Annotated in this window: 15 protein-coding genes; 12 read left to right on the top strand and 3 right to left on the bottom strand. The window is 70.6% G+C overall.

What is annotated here, in order from left to right; genetic code table 11:
- Positions 1-183: 183 nt before the first annotated feature.
- From mreC to NR792_RS13655, 5 genes are read left to right on the top strand one after another with little or no spacing between them, the layout of a single operon-like run.
- Positions 184-1,047 (top strand): rod shape-determining protein MreC, encoded by an 864-nt coding sequence (gene mreC / locus NR792_RS13675; RefSeq protein ID WP_375760478.1) that lies wholly within the window; start codon positions 184-186, stop codon positions 1,045-1,047.
- Positions 1,044-1,544, top strand: a complete 501-nt coding sequence (locus NR792_RS13670; protein ID WP_374261540.1) for a hypothetical protein — start codon at positions 1,044-1,046, stop codon at positions 1,542-1,544. Before mreC ends, NR792_RS13670 begins: the two co-directional genes overlap by 4 nt.
- Positions 1,541-3,601 carry a penicillin-binding protein 2 gene (mrdA, locus tag NR792_RS13665; protein ID WP_375760477.1) on the top strand — a complete coding sequence of 687 codons (2,061 nt, stop codon included), beginning with the start codon at positions 1,541-1,543 and terminating at the stop codon, positions 3,599-3,601. Before NR792_RS13670 ends, mrdA begins: the two co-directional genes overlap by 4 nt.
- Positions 3,602-3,608: 7 nt before the next feature.
- Positions 3,609-4,736 carry a rod shape-determining protein RodA gene (gene rodA / locus NR792_RS13660; RefSeq protein WP_375761616.1) on the top strand — a complete coding sequence of 376 codons (1,128 nt, stop codon included), beginning with the start codon at positions 3,609-3,611 and terminating at the stop codon, positions 4,734-4,736.
- Positions 4,737-4,758: 22 nt separating this feature from the next.
- On the top strand, positions 4,759-5,394 hold the full coding sequence (locus NR792_RS13655) for a PilZ domain-containing protein (protein ID WP_375761615.1): 636 nt from the start codon (positions 4,759-4,761) through the stop codon (positions 5,392-5,394).
- An 18-nt stretch (positions 5,395-5,412) separates the two neighbouring features.
- On the opposite strand, the gene NR792_RS13650 is transcribed toward NR792_RS13655, so the two are convergent.
- Entirely contained in the window at positions 5,413-5,754 is a 342-nt protein-coding gene (locus NR792_RS13650) for a hypothetical protein (protein WP_375760476.1), read from the bottom strand.
- A 437-nt stretch (positions 5,755-6,191) separates the two neighbouring features.
- On the bottom strand, positions 6,192-6,518 hold the full coding sequence (gene trxA, locus NR792_RS13645) for a thioredoxin (RefSeq protein ID WP_375760475.1): 327 nt from the start codon (positions 6,516-6,518) through the stop codon (positions 6,192-6,194).
- A gap of 110 nt (positions 6,519-6,628) precedes the next feature.
- On the opposite strand from trxA, the gene NR792_RS13640 reads away from it, so the two are divergent.
- From NR792_RS13640 to NR792_RS13610, 7 genes are all read left to right on the top strand, one after another.
- Positions 6,629-7,069 (top strand): hypothetical protein, encoded by a 441-nt coding sequence (locus tag NR792_RS13640; RefSeq protein WP_375760474.1) that lies wholly within the window; start codon positions 6,629-6,631, stop codon positions 7,067-7,069.
- Between the two features lie 45 nt (positions 7,070-7,114).
- Positions 7,115-7,927 carry an inner membrane protein YpjD gene (locus NR792_RS13635; protein WP_375760473.1) on the top strand — a complete coding sequence of 271 codons (813 nt, stop codon included), beginning with the start codon at positions 7,115-7,117 and terminating at the stop codon, positions 7,925-7,927.
- Between the two features lie 2 nt (positions 7,928-7,929).
- Positions 7,930-9,273, top strand: coding sequence for a glutamyl-tRNA reductase (gene hemA, locus NR792_RS13630; RefSeq protein WP_375760472.1), 1,344 nt, complete (start codon positions 7,930-7,932; stop codon positions 9,271-9,273).
- Entirely contained in the window at positions 9,270-10,211 is a 942-nt protein-coding gene (gene hemC, locus NR792_RS13625; protein ID WP_375760471.1) for a hydroxymethylbilane synthase, read from the top strand. The genes hemA and hemC overlap by 4 nt, the downstream gene beginning before the upstream one ends.
- Before the next feature lie 10 nt (positions 10,212-10,221).
- Positions 10,222-10,983: a uroporphyrinogen-III synthase gene (locus NR792_RS13620; RefSeq protein WP_375760470.1), complete on the top strand. Its 762-nt coding sequence runs from the start codon at positions 10,222-10,224 to the stop codon at positions 10,981-10,983.
- 71 nt (positions 10,984-11,054) lie between these two features.
- The gene (locus NR792_RS13615) at positions 11,055-12,821 is read left to right on the top strand and encodes an MYXO-CTERM sorting domain-containing protein (protein WP_375760469.1); all 1,767 of its coding nucleotides are present in this window, start codon (positions 11,055-11,057) and stop codon (positions 12,819-12,821) included.
- Entirely contained in the window at positions 12,818-14,656 is a 1,839-nt protein-coding gene (locus NR792_RS13610; RefSeq protein WP_375760468.1) for a GspE/PulE family protein, read from the top strand. Before NR792_RS13615 ends, NR792_RS13610 begins: the two co-directional genes overlap by 4 nt.
- Positions 14,657-14,723: 67 nt before the next feature.
- On the opposite strand, the gene NR792_RS13605 is transcribed toward NR792_RS13610, so the two are convergent.
- Entirely contained in the window at positions 14,724-16,256 is a 1,533-nt protein-coding gene (locus tag NR792_RS13605) for a hypothetical protein (RefSeq protein WP_375760467.1), read from the bottom strand.
- Between the last annotated feature and the right edge of the window lie 49 nt (positions 16,257-16,305).

Below are 16,305 nucleotides of genomic sequence, written 5' to 3'. Positions count from 1 at the left end.
GTCTCGCGGCGCCGTGTTGTTGGTAGCCCGGCCGGTGGGGATGCATCTGTGTCAACACCCCCTCATCCGGGCCTTGACTGCCTAGGACAACAGACCGGAAAATGCAAGCGATTCAGCCAGCTTAGCCCGCTCCCATCCCCCTTCCACCACCGCCGTCCGCCCACCCCGGGAAAGCCCCCGTCCGTGCTGTCTCTTCTCAAGCGGTACCGCCGCTTCCTCCTCGTGGCCGCCCTCCTGCTGTACCCGCTCGGCGCCTTCCTGCTGGGCGGGCGGCGCGGCCGCGACCCGAACTTCGTCGACCGGGGCGTCATCGCGCTCACGGCCCCCGTGCAGCAGGGGCTCACCGCCGGCATCGACGGCGCCGTGGCCGCGGTGCGCAACTACCTGGACCTGCGCGGCGTGCGTCAGGACAATGACGCGCTGCGGCTGGAGAACCTCCAGCTGCGGGCGACGGTGCAGGCCCTGGGCGAGGCCCGCTCGGAGAACGGCCGGCTGCGCAAGCTGCTGGCGTACGCGGAGGCCGCGCCCGGCCCGGAGATTCCGGCGCGGGTGGTGGGCGTGAACCCGGTGGCGAAGCTCCTGTCGGTGCGGATCAGCAGCGGGGAGAAGGACGGGGTGTTCCGGGGCATGTCGGTGGTGACGCCGGACGGCATCGTGGGGCAGGTCATCCGGTCCACGGGCGGCTACGCGGACGTGGCGCTGGTGACGGATCCGCAGAGCCGGGTGGCGGTGCGGGTGCAGCGCTCGCGGGCGCGCGGCACGGCGGCGGGCGCGGGCAACGGCCCCCTGACGCTGGAGAACATGCTGCGCACCGAGGACGTGGAGGACGGCGACCTCATCATCACCTCCGGCACGGACGGCATCTATCCGCCGGGGCTGGTGGTGGGGCGGGTGACGCAGCTGGAGAAGAAGGAGCACGGCATGTTCCAGGGCGCGGACATCCAGCCGGCGGTGGACACCAGCCGGTTGGAGGAGGTGCTCGTGGTGGGCAGCCCGTACAGCGCGATGGCCTCTGGCGGGGCGTCGGCGGAAGGCGCGCAGAAATGAAGTTCCTTGTCACCGTCATCCTGGCGCTGGTGCTGCTCACGCTGGAGTCCGTGTTCGTCCAGCAGGCGGGGCTGGTGCTGGGCCGCGTGGACGTCACGGTCGTGCTGGTGGCCTTCCTCGCGCTCCGGGCGAGCCTCACGGAAGGGGCGTGCTCCGCCTTCGCGGTGGGCTACCTCCTGGACCTGATGAGCGGCCAGCCCACGGGCCTCTTCACGTTCCTCGCCGTGTTCACGTTCCTCGTGGGCCGGCTGGTCGCGTCCTTCGTGGACGTGCGAGGGCCCGTGGCCTTCGCGCTGTTCGCCATGGGCGCGGACCTGGGGCACGGCCTGCTGTCCACGTTCTTCACCTGGCTCACGGTGAAGGACGGCTCCACGGCGCCGCTGCTCTCCGGCATGCCGGTGCAACTGGCGCTCACGGGCGCGGCGGCGCTCCTGCTCTTCCCGCTGTTCAAGCGGTTTGAAGTGGCGCAGGAGCGCCCGGCGGGGTTGCTCCGTTGACGCCTCCGACCATTGGCAACACCACGCCGGGCCGGGACCTGAAGCGCCGCTTCCTGTGGCTGGGCCTGGCCATGTCGCTGGGCATGGTGGCGCTGGCCATCCAGCTGTACCGGCTCCAGCTCATCCGTCATGAGGAGTACGCCGCCAAGAGCGTGGCGAACTTCGTGAAGGAGGTGCGCCTGCGCGCCGACCGCGGCGTCATCAAGGACGCGCGCGGCACCATCCTGGTGGACAGCCGTCCCTCCTTCGACGCCTTCGTCACGCCGGCCTTCTGCACGGACTGCTTCGAGCAGGTGATTCCGCGCCTGGCGGAGCTGCTCCAGTGGGACCCCGAGCAGCGCAAGAAGATTGAAGACCTGGTGCGCGTGAGCCGCCGCAACGCGCCCTTCCAGCCGGTGCCGGTGCGCGTGGACCTCACGCGGGATGAATACGACCGGCTCAACGCCCGGCGCGACATCCTGGACGGCGTGGAGGTGGTGCCCGTGCCGCACCGCAACTACCGCGCGGACACGGTGCTGTCGCACGTGCTGGGCTACATGAACGAAATCACCCAGGAGGAGCTGGAGCGCCTCAACGGGGACGGCGCGAAGTACGCGCTGGGGGACTACATCGGCCGGCGCGGCCTGGAGCGCTACTTCGAATCCAAGCTGCGCGGGCAGGACGGCGTGCGCAAGGAAGTGGTGAACGCGCGCGGCCAGACCATTGAAGAGCTCAACGACAAGCTGGGGGAGAACGCCGTCATTCCCCCCACGGCCGGCAGCAACCTGGTGCTCTCCATCGACATGCGGCTGCAGGAGGAGGCGGAGCGCGCGTTCCCGGGCGTGACGGGCGCGGTGGTGGCCATCGACGTGAACACCGGCTTCATCCGCGCGCTGGTGTCCCGCCCCGGCTTCGACCCCAACCTCCTGACGGGCCGCGTGACGCCGTCGCAGATGGCCACGCTGGCGCGTGACCCGCTCCACCCGATGATCAACCGCGTGGCCGCGGAGCACTACAGCCCGGGCTCCACGTTCAAGGTCGTGACGCAGCTGGCGGCCTTCAAGTCCGGCGCGTTCCGTCCGGAGACGGTGGTGAGCTGCTCCGGCGGCTACCGGCTGGGCGCGCGCGTGTGGCGCTGCCACAAGGACAGCGGCCACGGGCCCCTGGACGGCCGGGGCGCCATGAAGGCGTCGTGCGACGCGTGGTTCTACAAGGTGGCGGACACCATCGGCCTGGACCCCATCGCGGAGATGGGCAAGTCGCTGGGCCTGGGCCGCCCCACCGGCATCGGCGTGGTGGCGGAGGTGCCGGGCATCATGCCGTCCACCGCGTACCACGACAAAGCCTCACCGGGCGGCTACACCAAGGGCATGGCGCTCAACAGCGCCATCGGGCAGGGCGACGACAACGTGACGCCCCTGCAGCTGGCGCTGGTGTACGCGGCCGTGGCCAACGGCGGGAAGCTCTACAAGCCGCAGATGGTGCAGCGGCTGGAGAACCTGGACGGGCAGGTGATGGAGGAGTTCAAGCCGGAGGTGGTGTCGAAGGTGGACATCAACCCCGCGCACCTGAAGGCCATCGTGGAGGGCCTGGAGGCGGTGGCGCAGGAGCCCGGCGGCACCGCGTACCGCGCGAAGCTCAAGTCGGGCCTGCCCCCGGACTTCCTCGTGGCGGCCAAGACGGGCACCGCGCAGGTGGCGCGCATCGGCACGGTGCGCCTGAAGACGCACCAGATGAGCTACTTCGAGCGCGACCACGCGTGGTTCGCCGGCTTCGCGCCCTCGGACAAGCCGGAGCTGGCCGTGGTGGTGCTCAACGAGCACGGCGGCCACGGCGGCGTGGACGCGGCGCCCACGGCCATGGCGGTGATGAAGAAGTACTTCGAGCTGAAGGCGCAGGACGCCACGTCCCCGCCGCCCCGCGCCAACCAGCCCTACACGCCGTCCTTGCCGCCGGCGCCCAGCCTGGATGCGGCGGCGCTCACGCGCACCGTGGTGCCCCCGGCGCGGGTGAGCCAGCCGGGCGAGCCCATCCAGCCGCCCTCGGAAACCGGAGACGACAGTGCAACTGCGGATTGAGCGCCGGATGATGCCCCACGTGCCGTGGGGGCTCGTCGTGTGCGTGCTGGGCGTGTGCGCGCTGGGCATCTGGAACCTGGCGTCCGCGTCCCGGCCCCCCATGGCGCCGGTGTGGACCAGCCAGGCGCTCTACCTCGCCGTGGGCCTGAGCGCGGTCCTGGTGGTGTGCCTGGTGGACTACCGCTGGATCCAGCGGATGGCCTTCCCCATCTACGTGCTCAACATCCTGGCGCTGCTGGCGCTGCGCGTGGTGGGCCACACCGCCAAGGGCGCGGAGAGCTGGTTCGCCATCGGCCCGTTCCGCCTGCAGCCCGCGGAGTTCATGAAGATTGGCGTCGTGCTGATGCTGGCCAAGGTCTACCACGACGACTTCCAGCCCAATCAGCCGTCCTACGGCCTGGTGCGGCTGTGGAAGCCGGTGCTGGTGGTGATGGTGCCCTTCACGCTGGTGCTGGTGCAGCCGGACCTGGGCACCGCGCTGATGATCTTCCTGTCCTCCGGCACCGTCATCCTCTTCGGCAAGGTGCGCTGGTACCTGGCCGCCACGCTGGTGGCGGGCGTGCTGGTGGGCGGCCTCATCATCTGGAACGACTACGTCCGGGAGATGCCCGAGCCGCGCACCACCGTGGTGCGCCACCACCTCAAGAAACACCAGAGCCAGCGCATCTCCGGATGGTTGGACCCCGAAGCGGATTTGCGCGGCAGCGGCTACCACGCCGCGCAATCAAAAATCGCCGTGGGCTCCGGCGGGCTCACCGGCAAGGGCTGGCGCGAGGGAACCCAGACAGGCCTGCGCTTCCTGCCGGAACAGCACACGGATTTCATCTTCTCCGTGTGGGCCGAGGAGCACGGCTTCTTCTCCTGTCTCCTGTTGCTCCTGCTCTACGGAGGCATCTTCATTCTGGGGCTGGGCGTGGGCTTCAACGCGCGCGACCGTTTTGGAGCGTTCGTCGCGGTGGGGGTGGTGGCCACACTTTTCTGGCAGGTGTTCGAAAACATCGGCATGGTCATTGGCCTGTTGCCGGTGACGGGCATCACGCTGCCCCTCATGAGCTACGGCGGCTCCTCGATGCTGTCGGTGATGTTGTGCATCGGGCTGCTGGTGAACATCAGCATGCGCCGTCACATGTTCTGACGGCCGGAGGCTTCCGATGGCGGTGCAGCGAAAGGGTGCGACGACGGTGAAGGCCGGCACGGCGGTCCGCGAGCCGGAGGGCGCGCAGACACCCCGGCCGTTCGTCCCGCCGGTGGGGGCCTCCCGCAACGTGCCCGTGCCCGGTGCCGCGCCCCGCATCGAGATGAACCAGGGGGAGCCGGAGCACCGGCACTTCCCGCGCGCGCGGCTGGCCACGCACTTCGACCTCTGGGTGGATGACGGCGCGGGCGGCCGGCGCTTCTCCGCCAACCTCGTGTCCGTCAACGTGAGCGTCAGCGGCGCCTTCCTCGCGAGCACCTTCTTCCTGCCCATGGGCACGGTGGTGCGCACGCGCTTCGCGCTGGAGGAGGGGGCGGCGCCCGTGGAGGCCCGCGCGGAGATCGTCCGCGAGGAGCGCGGCCCGGAGGAGGAGGGCCGCAGCGGGTTCGCCCTGCGCTTCCTGGACTTCTCCGGTCAGACGGAGGTGGCGCTCGCCCGGCTCTTCCTGGGCATGCGCCTGCGTGCCTTCACGGAGGACTACCTCAAGTCCCAGCGCGCCCGCTCCCTGCCCAATGAGCTGGAGCGGGTCATCGACGTGATGGCGGCCTGGGAGCTGCTCAAGGCCACCACGCCCGGAGACCCCTGGCGCGGCGAGTAGGGCTCCGGTGCGCGGCCCTCAGGCCGGCTTGCCGGTGGCCAGCTGCCTGCGGCGCTCGGCCTGGTAGTGCGCGGAACACAGGCCCTTGGAGCGCTGCTCGCGGGTGCAGCCATTCACCGTGCAGCGGCGGTCCATGGGCACCGGCCCACCCGCCACCGTCTTCGGGGGACGGCCGCGACGGCGTCCCGCCATCACCGCGCCGTTGCCCGGCGACGCCGTGACGGCGCCCATGCCCGGCATCCCCGTGTTCAGCGCGCGCAGCATGCCGCGGCCGATCGCATCACCCAGCGCCTCCGCCCATGACGTCAGGGCAGGGGTCAGCGGTGCTTGCGTAGTCAATTCTTTGCGAAGGCGTGCCATGAAAACTCCTGTTGAAACTCGCCAATCAAGACAGGCGTGTACTCATGACTTCTGTCTGGTGTGGCGAACTCTGTCAACAAGACATGTTGGGGTCGTGTTTGACTCGTAATGCAATTTCAATGTCTGTTGAACAAAACATGACGGGAGGATCGTCCAGCCGTGCCGGTCAGGCGTTTGTCTCAAGTACAGAGAAACGTCTTCGTCAGGGGGCAGGCGGCACCCGGTAAGTGAAAGCCCTTACCGTCGCGGTGAGTTGTCTTTCTACAGACATATCGAACCCCGAGCCATGTCACGCCCGGGTGTCTGGTTGAGGGTCACAGACGAAAGCGTCCCCTCTCACCGGGCGCGAACCCTGGCACTGAAGGCCAGGCGCGTCACGGGTGGGAGGGGACGAAAGGGCGGGCCCAGGGCGGGCCCTTCACCGGGAACACGGGGGCTCAGAGATTCTTCCGGACCACGTCCTCGATGCGCGCCTTCGGCACCGCGCCGACAATCTGGTCCACGACCTTGCCGCCCTTGAAGAGCAGCAGGGTGGGCAGGGAGCGGATGCCGTACTTCTGGGGTGTGTCCTGGTTCATGTCGATGTCCAGCTTCGCGAACCTCACCTGTCCCTTGTACTGGGCGGACAGCGCCTCCACGGAGGGCGCGATGGCGCGGCAGGGCGCGCACCACGTGGCCCAGAAGTCCACGAGCACGGGTTGTTGCGCTTCCAGGACCTGCTTCTGGAAGTCCGAATCACCGATGTTGATCACGTCGCCAGCCATGTCGTCTCCTGGTGTCTCTGCTTGGGTGGGGCGGCCTCCCCGGGCCTGCCGCCCGTGCCTGAAGGAGGAGCCTCCAGCGCGGGGAGGCCGGGCCGCCCCCGTGGAGACGGATGCGGCATGCCGCCGGGGGTTGCACCCCCATTTCCAGGCCCGCTCCGGCGGGAGGCTGGTGTAGGCTGGAGGGCGTGACGAAGCTCTTCCTGTCCCAGGCCCAGCTCGAGGAGTGGGCGCTGGCGGACAAAGCAGACCTGCGCGAGGGCCGCCTGGTGGTCTCCGCCGACGGAGGGAGCGACTGGCCGCTCACGCCCGCCGTCCACGTCGTGCAGCTGGTGTCGGGTGAGGACACCCATCAGCTGGTGTCACGGGTGAAGACCGAGGAGCAGCTCGGCCGGCTGGGCGCCGAACAGATGGCCGACTCCATCCTGGTCGGGGACTCGGCCTACGAAGTCGTTCCGGGCTATGTGACAGAGGTGGGTGCGCCCGCCCCCGAGCGCAAACCCAATTCGGAGACCGACCTGCTGGCGGCCTTCATTCTCAATAAAATGGGCTGAGGCAGGAGTGAATGCCTCCTCGGCCGGGGTTATGAGCCTGCCGCCATGAGCCATACGCTCGTCTCGCTTGCCTGCCACGCCTACGGCCTGGCCGCGCTCGTCTACCTCGCCTTCCTGGTCCGTCAGTCCCAGGTGCTCGCCGTCACCGGCCGGGTGCTGGTGGGCACGGGCCTGCTGATGCATTGCGTTGCCCTCATCGAGCTGTTGGGGGCGCAGGGAGGCCGGCTGGTGGGCCCCGCGCAGGGCATGTCCACCTTCGCCTTCCTGCTGCTGGCGCTGTTCCTGGCGCTGGACATGCGCTACCGCAAGCCCGTCATCGGCGCGTTCCTCACGCCGCTGGCGGTGGCGGTGCTGCTCATCGGCATGTTGATGCATGGCGGCCCCGCGCCGCTGCCCGCGGCCGTGCGCCAGCCGCTGTTGCCGGTGCACGTCACCATCGCGCTCCTGGGCATGACGGCCTTCGGCGTGGCGGCCGGGGTGGGCGTCATGTACGTGCTGATGGAGCGGGAGGTGAAGGCCAAGCACTTCGGGCTGCTCTTCTCCCGGCTGCCGTCCCTGGAGTTCCTGGACACGCTCAACCGGCGGCTCGTCGTGTGGGGCTTCATCGCGCTGTCGCTCACGCTGGCGACGGGGGCCCTGTTCGTCACCACGGTGCCGGGGCTCGCCTGGAACCTGGACAAGAAGCAGGTGGCGACGTTCGTCGCCTGGGGGGTCTTCGCCGCGCTCGTCAACGCACGCATCTTCGCTGGCTGGCGTGGCCGGCGGGTGGCGCTGCTCACCATGGCCGGCTTCTGCCTGGTGCTGGTCTCCTTCCTGTCGTCCTACGACCTGTCGGCCGCTGGCCCGGGGATGCCGTAGCCATGGAACTCATCTGCATTGGCGTGTCCCACCGCACCGCGCCCCTGGGCGTCCGCGAGCGGTTGGCATTGCCCGAAGCCCGGCAGACGGAAGTGTTGCAGCGCCTGGCCCAGGCGCCTGTCGAAGCGCTCTGGGTGTCCACGTGCAACCGCGTGGAGGTCTACCTGGCGGCCCCCAGCGCGGAGATGGCGCGGGAGCGCGCGCGGGAGACGCTGCACTCCCTGGGCGGCGCGGAGGCGCTGGAGCACCTGTATGAACACCAGGGCGAGGCGGCGCTCGTGCACCTGTTCCGCGTGGCGTCCAGCCTGGACTCCATGGTGCTGGGCGAGGCGCAGATCCTGGGGCAGGTGAAGGACGCCTTCGAGCGGGGCCAGGGCGCGGGCGCGGTGCGCGGGGAATTGACGCGCGCGTGCGCGGCGGCGTTCGGCTGCGCCAAGCGCGTGCGCACGGAGACGGCGGTGGGGCGCGCGGCGACGTCCATGGCGTCCGCGGCCGTGCAGCTGGCGAGCAAGGTGTTCGACGGGCTCAAGGACAAGACGGTGCTGGTGGTGGGCGCGGGGGAGATGGGCGAGTTGGCGGCGCGGCACCTGAAGAACGCGGGCGCCGGGAAGCTCATCGTGACCAACCGCACCCTCGCCCGCGCGGAAGCGCTGGTGGCGGAGGTGGGCGGGGTGGCGCGGCCCTTCGAGGAGCTCTTCACGCTGCTCGCCGCCGCGGACGTGGTGGTGACGAGCACCGCGTCGCCGGTGCCCCTCTTCACGCGCGACAACGTGGGCGCGCTGGGCAAGGCCCGCAAGGGACGGCCGCTGTTCATGGTGGACCTGGCGGTGCCGCGCGACATCGACCCGGCGGTGGGGACGCTGGACTGGGTGCACGCGTACGACGTGGACGACATCCAGAAGTTCGTCGCGGACAACACCGCCGCGCGCGCGGAAGAGGCGCACAAGGCGGGCGGGCTGGTGGCGCAGGAGGTGGCGCGCTTCGCCCGGGAGCGCGCGCTGCGCGACGGGATGCCCGTGCTGGCCCGCCTGCGTCAGCGCGCGGAGGCCATTGCCCGCGCGGAGGTGGAGCGCACGCTGCTGGGCCTGGGCGACGGCCTCACCGACAAGCAGAAGAAGAGCATCGAGGCCATGGGACGCGCCATCGTGAACAAGCTGCTGCATGAGCCCACCGCGCGCCTGCGCGCCGTGGGGCCCCAGGGTGAGGGCAACCGGCTGGCGGGCGCCGCGGCCGAGCTGTTCGGTCTCACGGAGGCGGAGGCCGCCGCCATCGCCGCTCCGGAAGAGGACGCCGTGCCCCCGACGGACGCGCGCAACACGGTGGTGGCCACCGGGAGCCGGCGATGAAGACCGTGCGCATCGCGACGCGGGAGAGCCCGCTGGCGCTGTGGCAGGCGAATCACGTGGCCTCGCTGCTCACCCAGCGCACCCCCGGCCTGGAGGTCACCCTGGTGAAGATGACCACCGAGGGCGACCGCTTCCTGTCCGCGCCGCTGTCCGCGGTGGGCGGCAAGGGCCTGTTCGTGAAGGAGATCGAGCAGGCCCTGCTCGACGGCCGCGCGGACGTGGCCGTGCACAGCCTCAAGGACATGACGTCGGTGTTCCCGGAAGGGCTGATCCTGGCGGCGGTGCCGGCGCGCGAAGACCCGCGCGACGCGTTCTGCAGCCCGGACGGGCACACGCTGGCGATGCTGCCCGCGGGCGCGAAGGTGGGCACGTCGTCGCTGCGGCGCAGCTGCATCCTGCGCGCGCGCCGTCCGGACCTGGAGATCGTCTCCCTGCGCGGCAACGTGCAGACGCGCCTGCAGAAGACGCGCGAGTTGAAGCTCACGGGCGCCATGCTCGCGGCGGCGGGGCTCAAGCGCCTGGGCCTGGACCACCACATCACCCAGGTGGTGCCGGTGGCGGACAGCCTGCCGGCGGTGGGGCAGGGCGTGCTGGCCATCCAGTGCCGCGAGGCGGACGCGGACGTGCGCGCGCTGCTCGCGCCCCTGGAGGACGCCCTCACGCGCGACGCCGTGCGGGCCGAGCGCGCCTTCCTGGCGAAGCTGGAGGGCGGCTGCACGGTGCCGCTGGCCGGCCACGCCACGGTGGAGGGCGGCCAGGTGTACCTGCGCGGCCTGGTGGGCCGGCCCGACGGTTCGCTGGTGGTGCGGGGCGAGGTGAAGGGCCCCGTACCGGAAGCGGAGCGGCTGGGCGAGGCGCTCGCGGAGGAGCTGCTGTCGCGCGGGGCGGGAGACATCCTGCGCGATTTCGGCCGCCGCGACGGCGCGTCCCGCGCCTAGAGTGCCGGCCGTGGACCGGCGACTGGATGGCATCCGAATCTTGGTGACGCGCCCCCGTGAGCGGGCCGAGGAGCTGTGCTTCCTGCTGGAGGACGAGGGCGCGGACGTCCTCAGCCTGCCGCTGCTGGAGCTGCACCCGCCGGAGGACCCCCGTCCGCTCGCGTCCGCCGCGGAGCACGTGCAGCGCTACCACTGGGTGGTGTTCGCCAGCCCCTCCGCCGTGGAGTCCTTCGTGGAGGCCCTGCGGCTCGCGGGCACGCTGGACCGGCTGTCCCGCGTGAAGCTGGCCGCCGTGGGGCCGCGCACCGCCCGGGCCGTGGAGGGCTATGGCCTGAAGGTGGAGGCCGAACCCCACGAGGGCACCGGCGCCGCCCTCTTCACCGCGCTGCGAGACGTGCTGGGACCGGACGACGACGTGCTCCTGCCGGCGGCGGAGGAGGGGCGGCGGGAGCTGGAGGACGGCCTGCGCGACCTGGGCGTGCGCGTCACGCGCGTGACGGCCTACCGCAGCGCGGCCGCCGCCGTCGAACCCGAGGCCCTGGCCCAGCTGGCCGAGGCCCCGCCCCAGGTGGTCCTCTTCGCCTCGCCGCGCACCGCGGAGGCCTTCGTGGAGGGCGTGGGCCGTGAGCCGCTGACGTCCGCGAAGGTGGTCGCCATCGGCCCCACCACGGCGACGGCGCTGACGCAGCTGGGCATCCCCGTGGCCGCCGTCGCCGAGCGCCCCACGCCCGAAGCGCTGGTGGATGCCACCGTCCGCGCCGTTCACGGGTAGACTGTCCGCCCGGTGACGTCCGGGCGCCAGGCAGGCGCCCCGTGCGGACGTGACGCGACGAGGTGCGGGTGATGATTCGTGGGTCGCAGCGGAGTGTCTTCCTCCTTGGACTGCTGGCGCTGGCCGCGACAGCGCATGCCCAGACGCAGGAGGACTACCAGTTCCTGGACCACTGGGTCCTCAACAACAGCCAGGACCCGTTCCCGTACTACCTGGACGCGCGCAACGGCACCCCCGCGGGCAATGACCTGTCCCTGGTGGAAGACGCGGTGAAGAAGGCGTTCCAGGCCTGGCAGGACGTGGACTGCGCGTGGCCCGCCTTCGCGTACAAGGGCCGCTCCACCATCGTCCCCATCCCGGACGTGAACGACCGGCTGGACGGCTTCAGCGTCTCCGCCATCTGGGTCACCGACCCGAACAGCACGGAGTTCAAGGACGTGCTCAACGCCGGTGACAGCGTGGCGGCCGCGGTGCCGCTGCGCCACAGCGGCTACGTCTACCAGTGCGACATCTTCCTCAACGCCGTGAGCTACAAGTTCACGACGCTCTCCCCCACGCCCGCGGGCTTCATCGACATCCAGACGGCGGTGATGCGCGAGGTGGGCCACTGCCTGGGCCTGGGCAGCACGTTCTTCTACACGGACGCGGTGATGTACTTCTCGCTGGACCCCGGCCTCCAGCGGCGCACCCTGACGTCCTACGACAGGGGCGCGCTCTGCAAGCACTACCCCCAGACGGGCGCGGTGGGCTCGCCGTGTGACACCACCGCGTGCGGCGCGGGGCTCACCTGCGTCACCACCCGGTCCACCACCACGGGCGCGAATCTCAAGATCTGCTCCAAGGCCTGCCCCACCGGCACGCCGGGCTTCTGTCCCGCGCCCTACCAGTGCGTCGCGTCCACGCTCGTCCCCAACGCGCAGTCCGCGTGTCTGCCAGAGCCCTTCGGCACGGGCACCAAGGTGGGCAACCCCTGCACCAGCGCGTCCACGTGCGGCGCGCCGGATTCGCGCTGCCTCACGGACGCGGACAAGACCACCGCCTTCCCGGCGTGGACGGAGGGCTACTGCACGGAGTCCTGCGTCGCCAACGCGGACTGCCCCACCGGCTCCACGTGCACGACGGTGGGCTCCGTGGGCAAGCGCTGTCTGAAGAACTGCCGCCCGGGCAAGGGCGACTGTCGCGAGGGCTATACCTGCACCACGCTGCCTGAGAACGGGGGCGACGTGTGCGTCGCGGACTGCGCCACCAGCAACGACTGCGGCGGCAACTACGCCTGCCGCTCGTGCGACCACGCCTGCGTGGCCCAGAAGACGGGCACGCGCAACGTCGGCGACCCGTGCCTCCAGGATTCGGAGTGCGGCACCAACCAGCAGTGCCTGAAGCTCAACGGCAACCCGCAGGGCGTGTGCGCGGAGCCGTGCTCGGTGTCCACCTGCACGTGCAGCCCCGGCAACACCTGCCGCCCGGCGGGCACCGGCGATGACCGCTTCTGCTTCCGCGACTGCGGCGCGGGCACCTGCTCCTCGCCGCTCCAGTGCGTGCCGTTCGCGGAAGGGACCGCCTGCATCGCCCCCTGCCGCACCAACCAGGACTGCCCCAACGGCCTGTTCTGCGGCAACGGCGGCAAGTGCGAGGACCCCTACGCGCAGACGGACGGCGGCACCTGCGCCCTGTGCGGTGACGGTGGCACGCCGCCGCCCCCGCCGGTGGACGGTGGCACGGATGACTCGACGAACAGCCCCGGCGGTTGCGGCTGCCAGAGCGCCCCCACGTCCGCGGCATTCCTCGTGGGGCTCGGGGTGTTGCTCCTGGCCACCCGCAGAAGGAGGAACGGTTGACCCAGGCGGCTCCCCCCGGAAGCAACGGCCCCTCGCGCAGCGCCACGGACTTCACCCTGGGCTTCCTGCTGGAAGCCCTGGTGGCCCAGCGCCTGCTGACCCCTCAGCAGGCGCAGGAGGTGCTGGCGCGGGAGCCCGCCGCGCGCGCCCGCGTCCTCAAGACGCAGGGCGGGACGGGCAAGGACGCCGCCCGCTATGACGTGTCGCCCGTGGAGGTGGTGGCCGCCTTCCAGATTCCCGCGCCGGGAGGGCGGGGCGTGCTGGACGAGGACCGCATCACGGAGGCCGCCGCGCGCGCTTCGGGGCTGGCCTACCGGAAGCTGGACCCGCTGAAGATGGACATGGCGCTGGCCACCCGCACCGTGTCCCGGCCCTACGCGCAGAAGCACGTGCTGCTGCCCCTGGAGCGCACCGAACAGGGGCGGCTGCGCGTGGCGGTGGCCAACCCCTTCGACCGCGAGCTCTTCGAGTCCTTCCACCGCCTCACCGGCGAGCCGGTGGAGCCCGTGCTGTCCGCGAAGACGGACATCCTGCGCTCCATCGCGGACATCTACGGCTTCAAGAAGACGCTGGCGAAGGCGGCGGACGACTTCAGCGACTCGCAGTCGCAGGTCGCCAACTTCGAGCAGCTGGTGTCGCTCAGCGGCACGCAGGAGCTGGAGGCGTCGGACCGGCCGGTGGTGCAGGCGGTGGACTACCTCTTGCGCTACGCGTTCGACAACCGCGCGTCGGACATCCACATCGAACCCAAGCGGGCCACCGCCGTGGTGCGCCTGCGCATCGACGGCGTGCTGCACCCGGTGTACTCGCTGCCCGCGCAGGTGCACCCGCCCATCGTGTCGCGCGTGAAGATGCTGGCGCGCATCGACATCTCCGAGAAGCGCCGCCCCCAGGACGGCCGCATCAAGACGGAGCGCGACGGCCGCGAGGTGGAGCTGCGCGTCTCCACGCTGCCCACCGCCTTCGGCGAGAAGGTCGTCATCCGCATCTTCGACCCGGAGACGCTGGTGCAGGACATCGCCCAGCTGGGCTTCGAGCCGGACGAGAAGGGCCACTTCGAGTCGTGGATCGATCAGCCCCACGGCCTCATCCTGGTGACGGGCCCCACGGGCAGCGGCAAGACGACGACGCTCTACTCCGCGCTCAAGGCGGTGGCGGGGCCGGACGTCAACGTCACCACGATTGAGGACCCCATCGAAATGGTGTGGGACACCTTCAACCAGGTGCAGGTGCAGCCCAAGGTGGGCCTGGACTTCGCGGGGGCGCTGCGCCACATCCTGCGCCAGGACCCGGACGTCATCATGGTGGGCGAAATCCGCGACGCGGAGACGGCGGAGAACGCGCTCCAGGCCGCGCTCACCGGCCACCTGGTGCTCTCCACGCTGCACACCAACGACGCGCTGGGCGCGGTGGCGCGCATGAAGGACCTGGGCGTGCCGGCCTTCCTCCTGGCGCAGAGCCTGCTGGGCGTCATGGCCCAGCGCCTCCTGCGCCGCGTCTGCGTGCACTGCGCGGAAGAAGCCGTGCTCACGCCGGACGAGCTGCTGGCCCTCCAGGCGCCCCTGCCGCTGTTGCCCGGCGGCGTGAAGCTGTCCAGGGGGGCGGGGTGCGTGCGCTGCCGCGGCACCGGCTTCTCCGGCCGCACCGGCGTCTTCGAAATCGTCTCCACCACCCGCGAGGTGCGCGAGCTCATCGCCCGCGAGGCGCCCTACGAGCAGCTGGTGCAGGCCGCGCGCAGAAGCGGCATGCGCACGCTGCGCGAGGCCGCCGTGCGCAAGCTGGCGCAGGGCCTCACCGCCTTCGACGAGGTGGTGCGGATGACGTCCGCCTTCTGAAAACACGAAGGGCCCGCCGTGTGGAAACGGCGGGCCCCGCGGGTGACAGCCAGGAGGGCAGGGCGGCCTAGAAGCGCGCCTGCAGCAGCGTGTTGAAGCCCAGCGCGTGCGGCTTCTCGAAGTTCGGCTGCGCGATGCCCGTCACGTCGTCCTCGAACGTGGTCCGGTTGGTGTCGTACGTGTAGTAGACCTCGCCGACCGCCGCGACCGTCTCCGACAGGTCCCAGCGGAACGTGGCCTTCGCGGACCAGATGAGCTCCGCCTCGCAGGCGCCGGAGCCGCCGCAGGTGCTGGGCAGGATGCTCAGCTGGTTGGCGTCACGCACCACCACCGTGCGCGTGCCGGTGAGGCTGGGGGGCGGGTTGCTGCCGCCCACGAGCGGCACCGGGCTGCGGAAGGACGCCGGCTGCTGCGCGCCGATGATGAAGCCCGGCGTCAGGTGCAGGCTCGCGATGTTGTAGTCCACGCCCACCGCGCCGAAGACTTCAGGCTTCAGCACCGTGCCCGTGGGGAAGTCCTGGAACGGGGGGAAGCCCGGCACGTCGAACTGGATGAAGGACAGGCTGCGCACCAGCGCGAGCGCGTTGAAGCGGAACCGGTTCAGCTTCGCGCGCCCCTGGAAGGCGAGCGCCACGGCGCCCTGGGGCTTGGTGGCGCCGAACTTGTCCGGGTCCTGCAGGGTCTGCGTGAGGTAGCTGCCCTCCAGCGAGAGGGAGTACGACAGGCCACCCGGATACGTCTCCGGCGCGAAGAAGCGCTGGTAGATTTCCGGGTCGTTCTTGTAGAGCCGGAAGTCCACGCTCGTGCCCACCGGCACGCCCACGTGGTAGACGACCTGCCCGGATACGCCGGCCGCGTTGACGCCCGCCTCGATGGACTGGTTCGCCAGGCCCGGGACGATGCCCTTCTGGAAGTAGCCGCCGCCGGCCTCCACGCGCAGCGTCTCCAGGATGTCCCAGCCCGCGCCGGCCATCACGCCGTAGAGCGTCTCCTGCTCCAGGATGAGGTCGTTGAGCACCAGCGCCGTCTTGCCGCCCACGTACGCGTACCAGCGGTCCCGCGTCACCTGGAACTTGGCGCCCGGCACACCCGCCGCGGTGGCGCGGTTGGTGAAGATGGGGCTGCCACCCCAGGAGATGCGGTACGCGTAGCCCAGACGGAAGCGGTCCGCGGACACCGGGAAGCCGGTGAGCGAGATGCCTTCCTTCTCACCCCAGCCCGGCGGCTGGTAGTTCAGGCGCACGTAGCTGGAGTTGTCCAGGATGTCGACACCGCCGGACGGGCGCTCCAGCACCAGCAGCGTGAGGGCCGCCTCCGTGGTGAGGCCCTCGAAGAACGCCGGCATGCGCTTGTAGAGCACGACGTTCGACAGTGACTCGAAGCCGGAGAACCGGGTGTTGAAGTTGTCGTAGAACTGCGTGTTCTGGTTGCCCGCGCCAAAGCGTGCGTTGGGGCTGTTGGGAGTCGTCTCTCCCGCTCCAGCGAGCACGTTGTCGTCCGCGAAGACGAACGACAAACGGGTGTCCACGAAGTCCCCGGCCCAAGCGGGCGCGGAAAGGGCTGTCAGGCCCGTCAGGGCCAGCGTCTGCAACGTTTTCAAATTCCCTCCAGGAAGCGGTCCGGGGGAGACCGCTCCTCCCTGCGCCCCG

This window comes from Corallococcus exercitus (assembly GCF_042231735.1).
GTDB lineage: Bacteria > Myxococcota > Myxococcia > Myxococcales > Myxococcaceae > Corallococcus > Corallococcus exercitus_B.
This window is presented reverse-complemented; position numbering and strand designations above follow the sequence as displayed.